Here is an 18,005-nt window from a genome sequence, read left to right on the forward strand (position 1 = left end):
AAAACTTTGGTTCACATAACTATCCTTTTCTATTGCAAAGTGAAACGCCTTTAAAATCTGTAAATAACTATGTTTCTATGTGGTTAAAAATAAATCAGTGAATTAGTGTCAAAATAATACGTAATAATCAAAATCAATACAATATGAAAACAAAAATCATGCTAGGAATATCCGCTTTAGTAAGCTGTGTTCCGTTTATTTATTTGTTGGGAAATGATTCAGCACCAACAAAAGAACTACTTCCCAAAAAAGAAATTGCTCAAAATCAAATTATGGAAGACGAAGAACAACCTTGTGTTTTTATGTCGTTGATGGGAGAACAATCCATTGAAGGAGCTGCCGAAGTCAAAACCAACCAAAAATTCATCGAAACCATTTCTAAAGGGGAAGAATGGCTCATTCAAGCTCAAAATGCTGATGGTGGTTGGGGAGCGGGTTCTCGAAATAATCAAAAGGAAAGAAATCCGCATGCCGTTTCTTCCGATCCGGCTACCACAGCCATGTCGGCAATGGCGTTGTACCGTTGTGGTCATTCAATGGAAAAAGGTCAGCACAAAGAAACCCTTAAAAAATCGGTTTTATTCCTTTTAAACGAAATCGAAAAAAACCAAAATTCACCTTACATCACACAAATCAGAGGAACACAAATTCAGGGAAAATTAGGCGAACATATTGATGCCATTATGACCTTACAATTTTTCAATCAATTGCTTCCTACTCTGAAGGATGCTACGATGAAAAAAAGAGTGAAAGACGGTATTCAGGTTTGTGTGGACAAAATTGAAAAATCAATGGGCGATTCCGGAAAAGTGGGAGGCTCCGGTTGGGCGGGCGTTTTGCAATCATCTTTTGCCAATTCCGGATTAGAAATGGCGGCTAAAATTGAAGATGTTAAAGTGAATAAAGACAAAATTCAACAAGCCAGAGCCTACCAAAAAAGCAATTACAATCCGGAAAGTCAATCGGCAAAAACCGAAGATGGTGCCGGAATTATGTTGTATGCCGTGAGTAGTTCGGTTCGAAACAGTGCCGAAGAAGCCAAAGAAGCTGAACAACTCTTTAAAAAAGCCAAAGCCGAAGGCAAAATGGAACGCGATGCCGTTTTAAACGAACAAAATTTAGAGCGTTTAGGTTACTCCAAAGAAAAAGCAAAATCGTATGATGTGGCAACTAAAGTCTATCAATCTGCAAAAGTTACTGCGATGCGAGAAGATGTATTAAATGGCTTTGGCAACAACGGCGGTGAGGAATTCTTGAGTTTCCTTCAAACCGGCGAATCGATGGTGGTCAATCACGATGACGATTGGAAAAAATGGTATGACAACATCGGCGGCAGAATGATGCAAATTCAAAATCCCGACGGTAGCTGGAACGGTCACCACTGCATCACAAGTCCTTCCTTTTGTACTGCCACTTGCTTAATGATCCTTTCGATAGAAAATGACATTCAAAACCTTCAAAAATAATTTCAACCATTTAAAAACACAATCTTATGAAAAATTTAGTTTTAACCTTTTCTTTACTCACTTCGATGGTGCTATTCAGCTGCGAAAAGAAAATCAACGCTGCTACTCTTGCTGATAATACAAATGGAAAAAACAGTCCACAACTAGAAGAAACCACAGCTGAAGGAACCATTCAAGTTGCTTTATTGTTAGACACGTCCAACAGCATGGATGGACTGATTGAACAAGCCAAATCCCGTTTGTGGAACATTGTAAACACCCTGACCACTTTGAAATACGAAGGAAAAACACCCGATATTGAAATTGCTTTGTATGAATACGGCAACGATGGATTGAGCAGTGCATCCAATTATATCCGACAAGTAACCCCGTTGACCAATGATTTGGATTTAATTTCGGAAAAACTTTTCGATTTGCGAACCAATGGCGGCAGCGAATATTGTGGTGCAGTGATTCAAGATGCCTCGCAAAAACTGACCTGGAAAGACGGCTTAAAAAACATGAAACTCATTTACATTGCAGGAAATGAGCCCTTTACTCAAGGTGCCATCAACTACAAAGAAGCCATTGCCGATGCGTTAATAAAAGGCATTTATATCAACACCATTTATTGTGGTGGTGCGGAAGAAGGTATTCGTGGATTGTGGAAAGACGGTGCCGATGTAGGACAAGGAAAATATTTTAACATCGATTCCAATGCCAAAGTGCGGTATATCGTGACGCCCTTTGACGATCAGATTTCACAATGCAACGTGCGATTGAACAAAACGTATATTGGGTATGGTTCTAAAGGAGTGGAGAAAAAAATGGCTCAGGAAGTGCAAGATGCCAATGCTCAATCCATTTCGGGAGCGAATTATGCTGAACGAGCGGTAAGTAAATCAAAAGCCGTATATAAAAATGACAGTTGGGATTTGGTGGATAAAGCTAAAAACGACAGCAAAGCTTTAGACAATTTGAAAAAAGAAGAATTGCCTTCGGAGTTGAAAAACAAATCGAAAGAAGAAATTAAAACCATCGTAGCTCAAAAAACGAAAGAACGTGAAACCATTCAAAAAGAAATGGAAGAACTTTCCAAAAAACGACAAGCTTTCATTGATGCCGAATCAAAAAAAACTAAGACGCAAGACGATTTGGGTAATGCCATTACAACCTCCATTCATAGCGTTGCCAAAACAAAAGGTTATGTTGTAGTAAACTAATTTTAGTTGGATTGTGGTTGAACCGCCTTGAAGAAATTTAAGGCGGTTTTTTTTGTAACTAATTAAAAATGAAAACTATTTAAAAATATTTTATTATTTTTACGAAATCCAAAAACTAAAAATGCTATGAAAAAAATTCTACAATTCTGTGTTTTATTTCTAACCACTGCCTCTTTTTCGCAAACCATTGCGTTAGAAACGTTTGCCACCGGTTTTTCAAGTCCGGTTGCTATCGTGAATGCTGGCGATGACCGTTTATTTGTGGTCCAACGTGGCGGTTTAATTCGTATTGTCAATCCAAATGGAACGGTTAATACTACCCCATTTTTATCCTTAACATCCATCATAACAGCGGGTGGTGAACGCGGCTTGTTGGGCTTAGCTTTTCACCCTGATTATGCCACGAATGGGCGATTTTATGTTAACTACACCCGTTCGGGCGATGGTGCGACCGTGATTGCAAGATATAATGTAAGCGATACCGATGAAAATATAGCTAATGCAAATAGTGGCGAAATTTTATTAACCATTGCACAACCATTTTCAAATCACAACGGTGGCTCGCTTAATTTTGGTCCGGATGGTTATTTATATATCGGAATGGGTGACGGCGGAAGTGGTGGCGATCCAAATAATTACGGACAAAACCTCAATTCGCTCTTAGGCAAAATGCTTCGTATAGATGTTAACGGAGAAACCGGTTATACAATACCGGCAGATAATCCGTATGCAGACATTGCCGGTGAAGATGAAATCTGGTCGGTTGGAATGCGAAATCCTTGGAAATTTTCATTCGACAGGCAAACCGGCGATCTTTGGATTGCTGATGTGGGACAAAACGCCATTGAAGAAATCAACAAAGCGGCTTCCTCCGAGGCTGGTTTAAATTACGGCTGGCGTTGTTATGAAGGAAATTCTCCTTACAACACAACCGGTTGCGGTGGTTCATCCAACTATACTTTTCCCGTGGCTCAGTATACTCATGCGTCTACTGGGGGTTGTTCCTTAACTGGGGGTTATGTTTACACAGGCACAACTTATCCAAACTTACAAAACAAATACCTTTTTGCCGATTATTGTAACAATAGAATCGGTTTTGTTTCGACCGGTGGTGGAGCAATTACTTGGACACCCAATTCATTTACCGGAAATATCGCTTCGTTTGGGGAAGATGTTAACGGAGAATTGTATGTAGCAGGAATCTCAAATGGTATTATTTCAAGAGTCGTTGATACTAGCTTAAGTACAACTGATTTTGAGCAAAATGGGTTGAGTTTATTTCCAAATCCGGCCGATAATTCATTTACTATAAGAAATTCAAATTTATTGAATTTATATGACCTTTCTATTTATGATTCGATGGGAAAAAGAGTGGCTAGCCAAACAATAGATGGTTTAGAATTAACTGAAGTAGCCATTGATAACCTTTCTCCCGGTTTGTATTTTGTTTCGGTAGCAGTGTTGAATGGAGCTAGTTTTACTAGTAAATTGATGGTGAAATAACAATATTTAATATCTAAAAAAGTTGTCATTCCGTAGGAATCTCAGTGATATGAGATTCCTAAGGAATTTTTTTCGATTACTATTTACGGGAAACCACAATGAAAAAGGCAGAAAACCGTAACACATTCTGAGTAAAACCGTATTTAGATTTCAAGTAGGCCGTTATATCTTTACATCATCAATAACGAAGTAATTATTCATAATTAAAAATATTGACCCAAGAACGTTCTAAGTAGCCATTATCGAAAAAGAAATACCACCCTTTTGCCCCAACGAAAGATCTGATTCAACCAAAAACAACTACTTAGCAAAGTTAAACACTAGAAAAAGCGATGCACCCCAATGCAACGCTTTTTTTGTTTTGAATAATTGTGAGAAGCAAATTACATCAATTAACAAGAATTTTTCTTTTGCAAAATATTTCTAATTTTTTCTGTTAGATGTACCAACTTCCAACTAACTTATGGAGCCGGATTCGGAATCATCTCTTGAATTAAATCAATCTCATTTAAAATTTCCTTTGACAGAACAATTTTATGAGCATCAATATTTTCTTTTAGTTGTTCAATAGAAGTTGCTCCGATTATGGTGCTCATCACAAAAGGTTGTTGTTGCACAAAAGCCAATGCCATTTGAGATAAAGTTAAACCATGGCTATTGGCCAATTCTTGGTATAATTTTGTTGCTTTGGTAGCATTTTCAGAGGTGTAACGTGTAAATTGCGGAAACAAAGCAATTCGGGAATTGGGCTGTGTACCGTTTAAATGTTTGCCGGATAAAATGCCGAAACCTAACGGAGAATAAGCCATTAGCCCAATATTTTCTCGCATACAAACTTCGGTCAATCCTACTTCAAACAATCGGTTTAATAGTGAATACGGATTTTGAATCGTTGCAATGCGAGGTAAATTATTTTTTTCGCTTTCGCTGATGAACTTCATCACTGCCCACGGAGCTTCGTTGGAAACACCGATATGTCGAATCTTTCCGGCTTTAATGAGTTTGTCATACACGAATAAAACATCTGCGATATTTTCTTTCCAATTTGAATCAATTTCGGTTAGACCTCTTTTCCCAAACATATTCATGACGCGTTCCGGCCAGTGCATTTGGTATAAATCGATGTAATCCGTTTGAAGGTTTTTTAAACTCAAATCAACTGCTTCATTGATGCTTTTGGCAGAAAAATCGAGTGGTTTCCTGATGTACTCCATCCCACGATTAGGACCGGCGATTTTAGTAGCAATGACTAAGTCGTCACGTTTCCCTCTTTTTTTTAACCAACTCCCTATAAATCGTTCAGTGCTTCCCAAAGTTTCTTTTCGGGCGGCAATGGGATACATTTCAGCCGTGTCAATAAAATTAATGCCTTGGGAAACAGCAAAACTCAATTGCTCATGAGCCTCGCTTTCTGTATTTTGTTCTCCAAAAGTCATGGTTCCCAAACAGACTTTACTGATGGAAAGGTTGGTGTTAGGAATAATCGTGTATTTCATTTTTAGATGCTAAGGTAATAAAGTACTAAGCTGCAGCGTTAAGATTGAAAACCTAAGTAAATCAGCACCTTAGCGACTCAGAACCTGTTTTTTATAATTCGTTCAACATTTTAGAAATTTCATCTAATTTTGGTGTCAAAATAATTTCAATTCTGCGGTTCTTGGCTTTGCCTTCCGGAGAATCATTTGACATCAATGGGGCAAATTCCCCACGTCCGGCAGCAGTTAAGTTTTCTTTTAAAATATTTTTGTTTTCTGCTAATATATTGACAATTGCTGTAGCTCTTTTGGTTGATAAATCCCAATTGTTTTCGATTCCGCCTCCTAATGTTCCGGTAATTTTATCATTGTCAGTATGTCCTTCTATCAAAACAGAAATGTCAGGGTTTTGAGCTAATACTTTTCCAACTTCCACAACTGCTCTTTTCCCTTCGGCTCCAACAGCCCAACTTCCGGTTTGAAAAAGTAATTTATTTTCCATTGAAACATATACTTTCCCGTTTTTTTGTTCCACAGTAAGTCCTTTCCCTTCAAAACTGTTCAAGGCTTTGGAAAGCGTTTCTTTTAGTTTTCGCATGTTTTCCTCTTTGGCAGAAATCAGTCCTTCCAATTCATCCACGCGTTGCGATCGATCTTTTAAATCGGCTTGTAATTTATTTAAACGTTCTTGCTCGGCTGCTAAGGCTTTTTCTTTGGCATCCAATTCAGCTAATAATTCTCTGTTTTTCTTCATATTGGCCTGTAACGCTTCATCCGAATTCTTTTCTAACGCCGCATAAGAAGATTGAAGTGTTTTTAAATTATTGGAAGCGGCATCGTAATCGGTTTTTAATTTGTCACGTTCAGCTTTTATTTTCGCTAATTCACCTTGGTTGAGTTTTAAATCATTTTCCAATTGATTTTTTGCTTTTTCTAAACCGTGGTTTTCGTCGGATAATTCACGTTGTTGTTTTTTTAAGGTAGCGTATTTTCCTTCTAATTCATTATACACTTTTTTAGAAACGCACGAGGTAGACAAAGCAGCAACAAGTAAGAGTAAGGAAACTTTTTTAATCATTTTGTTATTTATTTGAGGTTTTATTGTTAATCAATTTCTACTAAAATCGGGCAATGATCGGAATGCTTGGCTTCCGGAAGAATCACCGCTCTTTTTAATCGGTTTCGCATGGGTTCACTGACTAAATTATAATCAATCCGCCATCCTTTATTATTATTTCTTGCATTAGCTCGGTAACTCCACCATGAATAATGATGGGGTTCTTTGTTAAAATGACGAAAGCTGTCTATGAATCCACTTTTCATAAAACCGTCCAACCAACGGCGTTCTTCGGGTAAAAATCCGGAAACTGTAGCATTTCTAATAGGGTCATGAATATCGATGGCTTCGTGACAAATATTATAGTCGCCACCAATTATTAAATTTGGAATGTCTACTTTTAACGTGTTGATGTACTGTTGAAAGTCATCCATGTATTTGAATTTATGTTCCAATCGGTCAATGTTTGTTCCCGATGGAAGATATAAACTCATCACTGAAAAATCGTCGAAATCGGCTCTTAGGTTTCTTCCTTCAAAATCCATTTCAGGGATTCCTGTACCGAAAACCACGTTTTTAGGTTCAGTTTTAGAAAGAATAGCAACACCACTATACCCTTTTTTTTGAGCCGAAAAATAATATTGATAAGGATAACCGGCGGCAGTGATTATTTCAGTAGGAATCTGATCTTCCGTGGCTTTGATTTCTTGTAAACAAATGATGTCCGGATTTGCTTGTTGGAGCCAATCTAAAAAACCTTTAGTGATTGCGGCCCGAATTCCATTTACATTATAAGAGATAATCTTCATTACTATTTTTTGATTACGTTTTTCAAAAATAGTTAAAAACCTTTAGTATCAAAACGTGAATGCCATATTATAATAAATGTTTAACAACTTATTGTTTTTATTCATTTTTGTGAATTTGATACTATCAGAATTACTATATTTGTTACTTTCTCCAAAACCATACAAACAATAAATAACGAATGGGGTTAGTTACCGCAAAAGAGGTTGCCAAAGCAATCAAGGTTGACAAATACGGTTTTATTGGTACTGCCATTGGTTGGTTGCTAATGAAAGTGTTGAAGATTTCTACGTTAAACAAAATTTATAACCGAAAAAAACATTTAACTGAATTAAATTTCCTCAATAGCATTTTAGATGAATTTCAAATTAAATTCGAAATTCCGGAGGAAGATTTAAAACGCCTCCCGAAAGAAGGTCCTTATATTACTGTTTCCAATCATCCATTGGGAGGAATTGATGGAATTTTATTGTTGAAATTGATGTTGGAACGTGAACCCAATTTCAAAATCATTGCCAATTTTTTATTGCATAGAATCGAACCGATGAAACCGTATATCATGCCGGTTAATCCGTTTGAAAATCATAAAGATGCAAAATCCAGTGTAGTAGGTCTAAAAGAAACACTCCGCCATTTGAGTGATGGAAAACCGTTGGGGATGTTTCCTGCCGGAGAAGTTTCCACCTATAAAGACGGTATTTTGGTCGTTGATAAACCTTGGGAAGAAGGAGCTATTAAAGTAATTCGAAAAGCTCAGGTTCCGGTGGTTCCCATTTATTTTCACGCTAAAAACAGTAAATTATTTTATTTTTTATCCAATTTAAATGACACGCTTCGGACGGCTAAATTACCTTCGGAATTGTTAACCCAAAAAAAGCGTGTGATTAAAGTTCGCATCGGGAAACCAATATCTGTGGCTGAACAAAACGAGTATGATACATTAGAATCGTATTCGGAGTTTCTTCGCAAAAAAACCTACATGTTAGCCAATGCTTTTGAAAAAGGAAATAAATTATTAGCTGCTCCAAATTTGAAATTTCCTAAAAGTCCGAAAGAAATTGCCAAACCGGCCAATCATGATAAAATTTTGGAGGAAATGGCCATGTTGAAAGAAAACAGTGATTTCCGATTATTACAGAGTAAAAACTATCAAGTCTATTTGGTTACAGCGGATAAAATTCCAAATATTTTGCATGAAATTGGACGATTACGTGAAATTACCTTTAGAGCAATTGGTGAAGGAACCAATGAATCGTTGGATTTAGACCAATATGACAAATATTATCACCACATGTTTTTGTGGGATGAAGATGCACAAATGATTGCCGGAGCTTATCGAATGGGATTGGGGTCTGAAATTTATGGCAAATACGGTATTGACGGCTTCTATTTACACGAATTGTTTCGATTTGAACCGGAGTTATATGACATGATGAGCAAGTCTATCGAAATGGGACGTGCTTTTATTATAGAAGAATACCAACAAAAACCCATGCCGTTGTTCTTGTTATGGAAAGGAATTGTACATACGACACTACGTCATCCGGAACATAAATACTTAATTGGAGGCGTGAGTATAAGTAATCAATTTTCCGATTTTTCAAAATCATTGATGATTGAGTTTATGAAATCCCACTATTATGATCCGTGGGTCGCACAATACATTCATCCGAAAAAAGAATACAAAGTAAAATTGAAAGATGCTGACAAAGACTTTGTTTTTAACGAAACGGAATCCGATTTAAATAAATTCGATAAAATCATTGATGAAGTAGAACCGGGTAATTTACGTTTACCGGTTTTGATTAAAAAATACATCAAGCAAAATGCTCGCGTAGTTGCCTTTAACGTGGACCCACTCTTTAATAATGCAGTAGATGGCTTGATGTATATTCGAATTTCCGACTTACCGGAAAGTACAGTAAAACCCGTCATGGAAGAATTTCAAGCGGAATTGGAGAAAAAAGATAAAGGTTAAAAGTCCCAAACGGGACTCTTTATCTTAAAACCAAGGTCGTTTATTGGCCTGATAAGTATTGTAAAACTCTTCGTCAGTTTTGGTTAGATAAATTATTCCTTCAATTAAACCGATAATCCCCGGAATCCAAACAATAAAAGCACCAATTAGTAAGCAAAGGGTTGCATAGCCAACAATTGTTATCCCCAGTAAAATTATTCCTTCCTGGTTATAGCCAAGTATAAATTTATGAACACCAAGCGAACCCAATAAAATGGCTAAAATCCCGGCTAAAATCTTTTTGTTTTCTTGTCTTGGTACATCATGATTTGGTTTATTCCAATCTTCTGTTGGTCTAGTTGTTTCCATAAAAGTTGATTGATTAGTTGATAATTGATTATAAAAATATAAAAATTATTGAAATGCTTTGTCAATTGGTTCCCAAAGTTCAATTTTATTTCCTTCCGGATCTAAAATCCAACCAAATTTTCCGTAATCATAAGTCTCCATTTCACCTACAATGGTAACACCTTCTTGTTTTAATTTATTCAATAGTAATTCTACATTTTCAACACGGAAATTTTGCATGAATTGTTTCTTTGAAGGAGAAAAATAGGTGGTGTCATCAGAAAATGGTGACCATTGCGTAGAACAATCGTTTCCTTCTTTGTCTTTCCACCAAAAAGTAGAACCATATTGGTCTGTTTTTAGTCCTAAATGTTTATTATACCATTCAATTAGTTTTTTAGAATCTTTTGATTTGAAGAAAAATCCACCTATTCCGGTTACTCGTTTTAGTTCTGCTGTTTCTTTTGTTGGAAAATAAATGGCTTTGATTTTATCAACAATCACTTGTGCCAATTTTTCATGACTTTCAAACGTCCAACCGCCAATGTGTGGCGAAAGCAAGACATTTTCAGTTTCTAATAAATAAGTAAAAGCAGCTGGTTTTTCACCATCGAATAATTTTTCGAAGGAAAGTTTTTCGTATTCCAACACATCTAATCCGGCTCCCAGAATTTTTCCGGTTTGAAGAGCTTTGACTAAATCGGCTGTAACCACCGATTTCCCTCTGGCGGTATTGATGAACCAAAACGGTTTGGCAAATGCATTGATAAATTCTTTATCTACCATTTTATCGGTTTCCGGTGTCCACGGTGTATGAAGCGAAAGTACATCTGCTTTTTGTTGTAATTCTTCCAATGCAACCTGTTTAGCATTTTGGTCGCCTACATTGGGAAGAATATCATAGCACAACACCTCAACCTCAAATCCGCGTAATTTTTTGGCGAATGATTTCCCCATGTTGCCAAACCCAATAATCCCAACGGTTTTTCCTTCCAATTCATGGCCGCGATGACCTTCTCTAATCCAATTTCCGTTTTTGACCGATAGATTGGCTTGGTTTAACTTGTTCATTAGTGAAAGTAACATGCCTAAAGCGTGTTCACCAACCGCATTTCGGTTGCCTTCGGGAGCAGCAATAAGATGAATTTTTTTAGCATTCGCATATTCACAATCGATACTTTCTAAACCAGCTCCTACTCTGGCGATAAATTCTAAATTGGTGGCTTTGTCTAAAAATACTTTATCAATTTTAAATCGGCTTCGAATCACAATGCCTTGATAATCCTGAATTTTTGCTTCAATTTCTTCTTTGGTAGAAGCAAAATCTTGGTGATTTTCAAAACCTAACTCTTCCAATTGTTTCCACAAAAGCGAATGATTGGAATCGAGGTGAAGGATTTTTATTTTTTTTAAATTTTCCATTTTATTTGTATAAAACCACTACTCTTTAATCTTTAGCAACGACGTTTTTATCCCACGAATCAAAGCCGAACTAAATCCTTGATGCTCCATTTCATTTAAACCAACAATGGTACAACCTTGTGGAGTAGTTACTCGGTCTATCAATTGTTCGGGATGAATTTTTTCCTCTAAAGCCATTTTGGCTGCTCCTTTGGCGGTTTGGGAGGCAATGGCTAAGGCGGTTTGAGCATCAAAACCGATTTCGATGCCGGCTTGCATCGAAGCACGGATGTATCGCAAGGCATAAGCAGTGCCGCACGCACCCAGAACCGTGGCGGCATCCATTAATTTTTCTTCAATAACAATTGCTGTTCCTAAGTGGTTAAATAGCGAAACAACTTGTTCTCCAGCTTCTTTATTTTTCTCTGAAAACGAAATACACGTAGCACTTTCGGCAAATTGTGCGGCAATGTTTGGCATAATCCGAACGATGGGATGTGCTACTTTTGTTTTTTGTTGTAAAGTTTCCAATGAAACGCCACTGACTGCAGAAGCGATTATTTTGTTGGAAATATGTGGTAAAATCTCGTTTACTACCGTGTCAATTTGATAGGGTTTAATGGTGAGAATAATTACATCAGCTTGATCAATATTTTCGATGTTGTTGGAGGAAACAGTGATTCCGTTTTGAGAAAGATGCTGAATTTGAGCCGTATTTCTTCGGGTAATCGTGATGTGATTTCCTTTGGAAAAATTGGCTAATCCAACTGCAATGGCAACACCAAGGTTACCTCCTCCGATGATATGAATGTTCATGGTTATAGATTGATTTACGGTTTGTGCCCCTGATAGTAGCGGAAATCCTTTTGAAAGGCGGGCTTAGTTTTTGTTGCTCAAAAATTGCGACCAAAGGAAGCACATTTTTGGGCTTATAAAAACAAGCCTGACTGAAAAAGATTGAAGCGGATAGCAGGTTTTGGCACCCTAAAAATACAAATTTTAGAATCCCAAGATGGCTTTTGCGATGGAAAAATAGATTAAAATCCCAAAGATGTCGTTACTGGTGGTAATAAATGGTCCGGTGGCCAATGCGGGATCGATACCATATTTATTTAAAGTGATGGGCACAAACGTTCCGATGAGTGATGCGATGACGATGACGGAAATAAGTGCGATGGCCACAGTGATGCCGATAATATATTCAACTCCGAGTAGAAAATGACTACCGAGAAGAAGAATTATGGAAAGAATAAGTCCGTTAAAAAGGCTCAATCGCATTTCTTTATAAAGCCGTTGCCAAATAGTTCCACCTAATGTATTATTGGCTAAACCCTGCACAATAATTGCGGATGATTGTACACCCACATTTCCTGCCATGGCGGCAATAAGAGGTGTAAAAAAGAATAAAACGCCGTATTTTTCCATGGCTCCTTCAAATTGTCCGGAGACTTTAACGGCGATGAATCCACCCAAAAGTGCTAAAACCAGCCAAGGAAGTCTTGCTTTGGTGAGTTCGAGAATGCTGTCATCTGCTTCAACGTCTTGCGAGATACCGGCGGCTAATTGGTAATCTTTATCGGCTTCATCTTTGATGACATCGATGATGTCGTCGATGGTAATTCGACCCACTAATCGTCCTAATTCATCCACAACCGGAATGGCTTCTAAGTCGTATTTTTGCATGATACGAGCGACTTCAACGTCTTTGGTATCTACTTTTACATAATCCACTTTTGGAATATAGACTTCGCTAATAGGTGTTTTGGTGGAAGTGGTTAATAAATCTTTAAGCGATAATCGTCCTTTGAGTCGATTTTCGTCATCCACCACATAAATAGAATGAACACGTGAAACATTTTCGGCTTGGATTCGCATTTCTTTCACACAAGTGAGTACGTTCCAGTTTTCATTGACTTTCACGAGCTCTTTCCCCATTAACCCTCCGGCAGAATCTTCGTCGTAACGCAACAAATCGACAATGTCTTTGGCGTGTTCAACATCTTCTAATTCGGAAATTACCTGTTCTTTTCGCTCTTGCGGAAGTTCAGCAATAATGTCGGCCGCATCATCGGTGGAAAGCTCGTCTAACTCTTCGGCAATTTCTTTTGGGGTTAGTTTTCGCAGGATTTTTTCACGTACTTCTTCATCTAATTCGAGAAGAATTTCGGATGTTTTTTCGGAATCAAGCGTGTTAAAAATATAAATAGCTCCGTAATCATCAAGTTCTTCCATGATTTCGGCAATATCAGCATAATGGATTTCCTGAAGCAAGTCGAGAAGTTCCTGCTCCTTATTTTCCTTAATTAATTGCTCAATTTGACTGAGAAATTCTCTGCTGATTTTAAACTCCATCGGCGGCTATTTTTTGCGTGAGTTCGATAAACTGTTCAACCGAAAGTTGCTCCGGTCTGAGGTCAAAGATACTATCTTCTTTTAAATTATCAGACAGTTGGTATGTTTTTAAACTGTTACGTAATGTTTTTCTGCGTTGATTAAATGCTGTTTTCACCACAGTAAAAAACAATTTTTCGTCACAAGGCAAATGATAGTTTTCTTTTCGCTTTAATCGTAAAACACCCGATTTTACTTTTGGTGGTGGTGTGAAAACATGTTCAGAAACCGTAAAAAGGTATTCCGCTTCATAAAAAGCTTGGGTTAACACCGATAGTATGCCGTAGGCTTTTGTTCCTTTTTTTTCGCAAATGCGTTCGGCGACTTCCTTTTGAAACATACCGGAGAATTCGGGAATTTGATTGCGAAGTTCTAACGTTTTAAAAACAATTTGAGTAGATATATTGTAAGGGAAATTTCCAATGATGGCAAAGGGTTCGGTTCCTAACACTTCCGTTAAATTGTATTTTAGAAAATCTTTTGAAATGATTTTTTCATCTAATTTTGGATAATGGTTTTGTAAATAAGTTACTGATTCAGTATCAATTTCAATTACATACGTTGTAATGGGTTTTTCGAGCAGGTATTTGGTAAGCACACCCATTCCGGGACCGATTTCCAATACGTTTTGATAACCTTCTAACGTGAGTGAATCGGCAATTTTTTGAGCGATGTTTTCATCGTTTAGAAAATGTTGACCGAGGTGTTTTTTTGCTTTTACTTTTTCCATATTAGGCTAAGGTTCTGAGGAACTGAAGTTACTGCAAGGCAGATTTCGGGAAATGTTCACTGATGACTAGTAATTCTGTTCGAAATGAGAGCATCTTATCCGCAAAAAGTGACAGTCCTTCTTGCCGTAAACGTGGAGCATCCTCACGGTAATAGCTTTCTAATTTTTCTTTGTTTTCTGCAGTATATTGAATGGAGTAAGTCGTACTGCTTTCTTCTTCCACTAATACTTTTACCATGCGGGCAGAAGTGAATTTTCCGGTGGCTAAAACGTCACTAATGTGTTTACTTTGCATCCAATGGAGCCATTGGTCGTGTACGCTTTGATCGATGTTGATGGTTACGTTGTATAGTATCATATTTTTTCCTCCACCCGCTCTCCCTCCAAAAGAGGGGGAGACAAGGTGTGATTATGTTAGTAAAATATTTTTTTTATAAATTTGAATCACCACGAAGTTGCCTGAAATTCTTTCTGGCCTCGACAAAATGAATGCTGTCTTGGTGATTAAAAAGTACGGCTTCGTATAATGGTTTTGCTTTTTCAGGTTGATTAAGGTGCTTGTTGTAGATTTCTGCCGAGAAAAATAAAGCTTCATCTCGGTAAATGCTTTCCGGATGATTGTCAATGATTTGTTGGTAGAACGACAAGGCGTTGTTGTAATCCGTTAATTCTTGATAGGTTTGCCCTATTCTTAAGATTGTTTCATCTTCAATTTCTTCGCCTTTATGGTCTTTTAAAATCTGTTGAAATTGCGTTAAAGCCTCTTGGTTTTTGTTTTGATAAAGGTAAAAATCGCCTTTCGAAAATTTCTTTAAAGCGGTTCGGGTCGAATCGGCGACCGTGTTGTCGTTGATTAGCAGGAACAATTCTAATGCATCGTTGGCAATGAGTTGAGTAGAAGCCGATTTTAAGACTTTTAACTGCGTTAAAGCCCAATCGAAATCGGCTTTAAAGTAACTGGTTTTGGCTGCTTTCAAACTGGCTTCATGACCCAAAACGTCATTTTTTAAATCTTCTTCAATTTGTGAATAATACAATAAGGCTTGATTGAATTTCTCTTCATACAATAAAATATCAGCCAATTCCATTTTGGCTTCCGCTAATTGAAATTTATTCAACGGTAATTCCATCGCTTTTTGCAAAACTAATTTTCCTTTTTCTGGATTATTTTGATAAAAGGCTGAAAATTCTGCCAGTAAGCGTTGTAAAGCCAATGAATACGGACTAACGCCGTATTGTTTTAAAAGAATTTCCAGTTCAGACTCAATTTTTGAATAATCGGATTTTTGGGCTTTTTCAATTTTAATTCGCATCAAATATTCTTGGGCAAAAATTTGCAAGTCCAAATCTTGGGTATTTTCTAAAATGAAAGTCAGAATTTCGCCGGCAATTTCATTTTCACCTTCTTCAATAGCTAACTCGGCTAAATTAACAATATTGGAAAAAGAATCCGGCTCTCTTTTATATATGGCTTTTTCTTGAATAAAAGCTTTTCCGTATTCTTTTTGTTGTACGAAAAACCAACTTAGCATTTGATTCCAAAAAAGATCTTGGTTTTTTTGAACTTTAACCAGTAACGCTTTTCGAAGCATTTCATTGAAAGAATCTCCGGCTTCATCATTCATAAATCGTGTCAATTGATTTTGAACCATGACGCTGTTTTGCGGATTTTCATACATTTCTTCCAAATACTTTTCGATCATCAAATCTTGCTTGCCCATTTGTCCGTAAACTTGAGCCATTTGATAATTAAATTTGTATTTCGGGTCTAAAGAAATAGCCGTTTGATACGCTTCTAATGCATAATCCAATAGCACTTTCTTTTCAAAAGAAGAAGCTATTCCATATACATTCGATGGATTTTCTTTTATTTTTTCAATGGCGATTTTATAATTTAAATCGGCTTTTTCCTGATTTTTTTGTAATTGAAAATTATAACCCAATTCCACATACAAATTGGCCATATTAAATTTAGTCAATCGTTCCTGAAGAGCTGTCTCTGCTTTATCAAACTGAAGTAACTGTTGATAACAATCAATCACTCGAAGAAAATAAACTCCATTGGATGGTTGAGTTTTCAAAAGTTCTTGATAACTCAGCAATGCTTTTTCAAATTCGCCTCGTTCATAATAATGCTGTGCCAATTGTTCATTTTGCGATGAAACTATCGACGAGCAAATCAGAAACAGTAAAATGAAAAATTTGTGCATAGTATTTAAAAAACAATGTACTAAAATAGCTTTTTTTGGCCAATTAGTACATTGATTGTAGAAAGATTAACTTTTTTAATTGATAATGTCGAATCCGGTATACGGACGTAATACTTCCGGAATCACAATTCCTTCCGGCGTTTGATAATTTTCGATGATTCCTGCCATAACGCGTGGCAAAGCCAGCGAACTTCCATTTAAGGTATGAACCAATTGATTTTTCCCGTCTTTGTCTTTAAAACGCAACTTCAAACGATTGGATTGAAACGTTTCGAAATTAGAGACAGAACTAATTTCTAACCAACGTTCTTGAGCGGTTGAAAACACCTCAAAATCATAGGTTAAAGCCGAAGCAAAACTCATATCGCCACCGCATAAACGTAGAATTCGATATGGTAATTTCAATTCTTTCAAAATAGTTTTTACGTGTTCCACCATTCCATCCAAAGCGGTATAGGAATTATCCGGATGTTCAATACGAACGATTTCTACTTTGTCAAATTGGTGCAAACGGTTTAATCCTCGAACATGAGCACCATATGAACCTGCTTCTCTTCGGAAACAAGGGGTGTAACCGGTGCATAAAACCGGCAATTCATTTTCGTTTAAAATCACATCGCGAAACAAGTTTGTAACCGGAACTTCAGCGGTTGGAATCAAATATAAATCGTCTACCCCTACGTGGTACATTTGTCCTTCTTTGTCTGGTAATTGACCTGTTCCAAAACCAGAAGCTTCGTTCACCAAGTGTGGCACTTGGTATTCTTGGTAACCTGCTTCGGTATTTTTATCTAAAAAATAAGCAATCAATGCACGTTGTAATTTAGCTCCTTTTCCTTTATAAACAGGAAATCCGGCTCCGGTGATTTTCACCCCTAATTCAAAGTCGATGATGTCGTATTTTTTTACTAAATCCCAATGTGGCAAAGCACCTTCATGTAAAACCGGAATAGCACCTTCTTGATGTACCGTTACGTTATCGTCAGGTGTTTTTCCTTCCGGAACGATATCGGCTGGCGTGTTTGGAATTTTATATAATTCTTCGGAAAGAGAAGTAGTAAACACTTCCAATTTTTCAGACAATTCTTTGCTTTTCTCTTTTAATTGAGCTGTTTTTTGCTTGACGATTTCCGCTTTTGCTTTTTCGCCTGATTTCATCATTTCGCCAATTTCTTTGGAAAGTAAATTGGATTCAGCCAAAATATTGTCTAATTCAACTTGTGTTGCTCTGCGTTTTTCATCTAAATCTAATACAGTTTCCACTAAACGGTTGGCGTCTAAATTTTTTTTAGCCAACGCTTTAATCACTTTTTCTTTCTGCTCACGGATAACAGCCAATTGTAACATAATAATACTTTTTTTGCGAAGGCAAATGTACATAAATGTTTTGGAACGAAAAGAAAGGATTTTGAAAATGAAGCACGTTTGAACAAATGCTAAAAAACAGAAAGAAATATG

At 36.9% G+C, this 18,005-nt stretch carries 15 protein-coding genes and 1 pseudogene; 4 read left to right on the forward strand and 12 right to left on the reverse strand.

The window, feature by feature from the left end; translation table 11 throughout:
* Positions 1 to 143: 143 nt before the first annotated feature.
* The 3 genes from EQG68_RS03680 to EQG68_RS03690 all read left to right on the forward strand — a co-directional run bounded on the left by EQG68_RS03680 (position 144) and on the right by EQG68_RS03690 (position 4,171).
* On the forward strand, positions 144 to 1,466 hold the full coding sequence (locus EQG68_RS03680) for a hypothetical protein (RefSeq protein ID WP_129463433.1): 1,323 nt from the start codon (positions 144 to 146) through the stop codon (positions 1,464 to 1,466).
* A 26-nt stretch (positions 1,467 to 1,492) separates the two neighbouring features.
* Complete coding sequence (locus tag EQG68_RS03685) at positions 1,493 to 2,668, forward strand: vWA domain-containing protein (protein WP_129463434.1); 1,176 nt, start codon at positions 1,493 to 1,495, stop codon at positions 2,666 to 2,668.
* A gap of 126 nt (positions 2,669 to 2,794) precedes the next feature.
* A complete protein-coding gene (locus tag EQG68_RS03690; protein ID WP_129463435.1) occupies positions 2,795 to 4,171 on the forward strand; it encodes a PQQ-dependent sugar dehydrogenase in 1,377 nt (458 codons plus the stop codon).
* Between the two features lie 461 nt (positions 4,172 to 4,632).
* On the opposite strand, the gene EQG68_RS03695 is transcribed toward EQG68_RS03690, so the two are convergent.
* From EQG68_RS03695 to EQG68_RS03705, 3 genes are all read right to left on the reverse strand, one after another.
* Positions 4,633 to 5,667, reverse strand: coding sequence for an NADP(H)-dependent aldo-keto reductase (locus EQG68_RS03695; RefSeq protein ID WP_129463436.1), 1,035 nt, complete (start codon positions 5,665 to 5,667; stop codon positions 4,633 to 4,635).
* A 91-nt stretch (positions 5,668 to 5,758) separates the two neighbouring features.
* Complete coding sequence (locus EQG68_RS03700) at positions 5,759 to 6,724, reverse strand: OmpA/MotB family protein (RefSeq protein WP_129463437.1); 966 nt, start codon at positions 6,722 to 6,724, stop codon at positions 5,759 to 5,761.
* A gap of 26 nt (positions 6,725 to 6,750) precedes the next feature.
* Positions 6,751 to 7,512: an exodeoxyribonuclease III gene (locus EQG68_RS03705; RefSeq protein WP_129463438.1), complete on the reverse strand. Its 762-nt coding sequence runs from the start codon at positions 7,510 to 7,512 to the stop codon at positions 6,751 to 6,753.
* A 179-nt stretch (positions 7,513 to 7,691) separates the two neighbouring features.
* Here EQG68_RS03705 and EQG68_RS03710 point away from each other — a divergent pair, with 179 nt between their 5' ends.
* On the forward strand, positions 7,692 to 9,488 hold the full coding sequence (locus tag EQG68_RS03710; RefSeq protein ID WP_129463439.1) for a GNAT family N-acyltransferase: 1,797 nt from the start codon (positions 7,692 to 7,694) through the stop codon (positions 9,486 to 9,488).
* A gap of 24 nt (positions 9,489 to 9,512) precedes the next feature.
* Here EQG68_RS03710 and EQG68_RS03715 read toward each other — a convergent pair whose 3' ends face one another.
* From EQG68_RS03715 to serS, 9 genes and pseudogenes are all read right to left on the reverse strand, one after another.
* Complete coding sequence (locus tag EQG68_RS03715) at positions 9,513 to 9,836, reverse strand: TM2 domain-containing protein (protein WP_129463440.1); 324 nt, start codon at positions 9,834 to 9,836, stop codon at positions 9,513 to 9,515.
* Positions 9,837 to 9,881: 45 nt separating this feature from the next.
* A complete protein-coding gene (locus EQG68_RS15350) occupies positions 9,882 to 10,316 on the reverse strand; it encodes a VOC family protein (RefSeq protein WP_394343606.1) in 435 nt (144 codons plus the stop codon).
* Positions 10,290 to 11,237 (reverse strand): annotated as a pseudogene (locus EQG68_RS03720) (2-hydroxyacid dehydrogenase); the annotation flags it as partial. The pseudogene EQG68_RS03720 and the gene EQG68_RS15350, both read right to left, overlap by 27 nt.
* 18 nt (positions 11,238 to 11,255) lie before the next feature.
* Positions 11,256 to 12,032, reverse strand: a complete 777-nt coding sequence (proC, locus tag EQG68_RS03725) for a pyrroline-5-carboxylate reductase (RefSeq protein WP_129463442.1) — start codon at positions 12,030 to 12,032, stop codon at positions 11,256 to 11,258.
* A gap of 183 nt (positions 12,033 to 12,215) precedes the next feature.
* Complete coding sequence (gene mgtE / locus EQG68_RS03730) at positions 12,216 to 13,568, reverse strand: magnesium transporter (protein ID WP_129463443.1); 1,353 nt, start codon at positions 13,566 to 13,568, stop codon at positions 12,216 to 12,218.
* Positions 13,558 to 14,337 carry a 16S rRNA (adenine(1518)-N(6)/adenine(1519)-N(6))-dimethyltransferase RsmA gene (rsmA, locus tag EQG68_RS03735; protein ID WP_129463444.1) on the reverse strand — a complete coding sequence of 260 codons (780 nt, stop codon included), beginning with the start codon at positions 14,335 to 14,337 and terminating at the stop codon, positions 13,558 to 13,560. The genes mgtE and rsmA overlap by 11 nt, the downstream gene beginning before the upstream one ends.
* Positions 14,338 to 14,365: 28 nt before the next feature.
* A complete protein-coding gene (locus EQG68_RS03740; RefSeq protein ID WP_129463445.1) occupies positions 14,366 to 14,695 on the reverse strand; it encodes a DUF4286 family protein in 330 nt (109 codons plus the stop codon).
* A 73-nt stretch (positions 14,696 to 14,768) separates the two neighbouring features.
* Positions 14,769 to 16,547, reverse strand: coding sequence for a tetratricopeptide repeat protein (locus EQG68_RS03745; protein ID WP_129463446.1), 1,779 nt, complete (start codon positions 16,545 to 16,547; stop codon positions 14,769 to 14,771).
* Between the two features lie 75 nt (positions 16,548 to 16,622).
* Positions 16,623 to 17,894: a serine--tRNA ligase gene (gene serS / locus EQG68_RS03750; protein ID WP_129463447.1), complete on the reverse strand. Its 1,272-nt coding sequence runs from the start codon at positions 17,892 to 17,894 to the stop codon at positions 16,623 to 16,625.
* Between the last annotated feature and the right edge of the window lie 111 nt (positions 17,895 to 18,005).

The sequence above is a fragment of the Flavobacterium piscinae genome (assembly GCF_004122145.1).
In the GTDB taxonomy this organism is placed as follows: domain Bacteria; phylum Bacteroidota; class Bacteroidia; order Flavobacteriales; family Flavobacteriaceae; genus Flavobacterium; species Flavobacterium piscinae.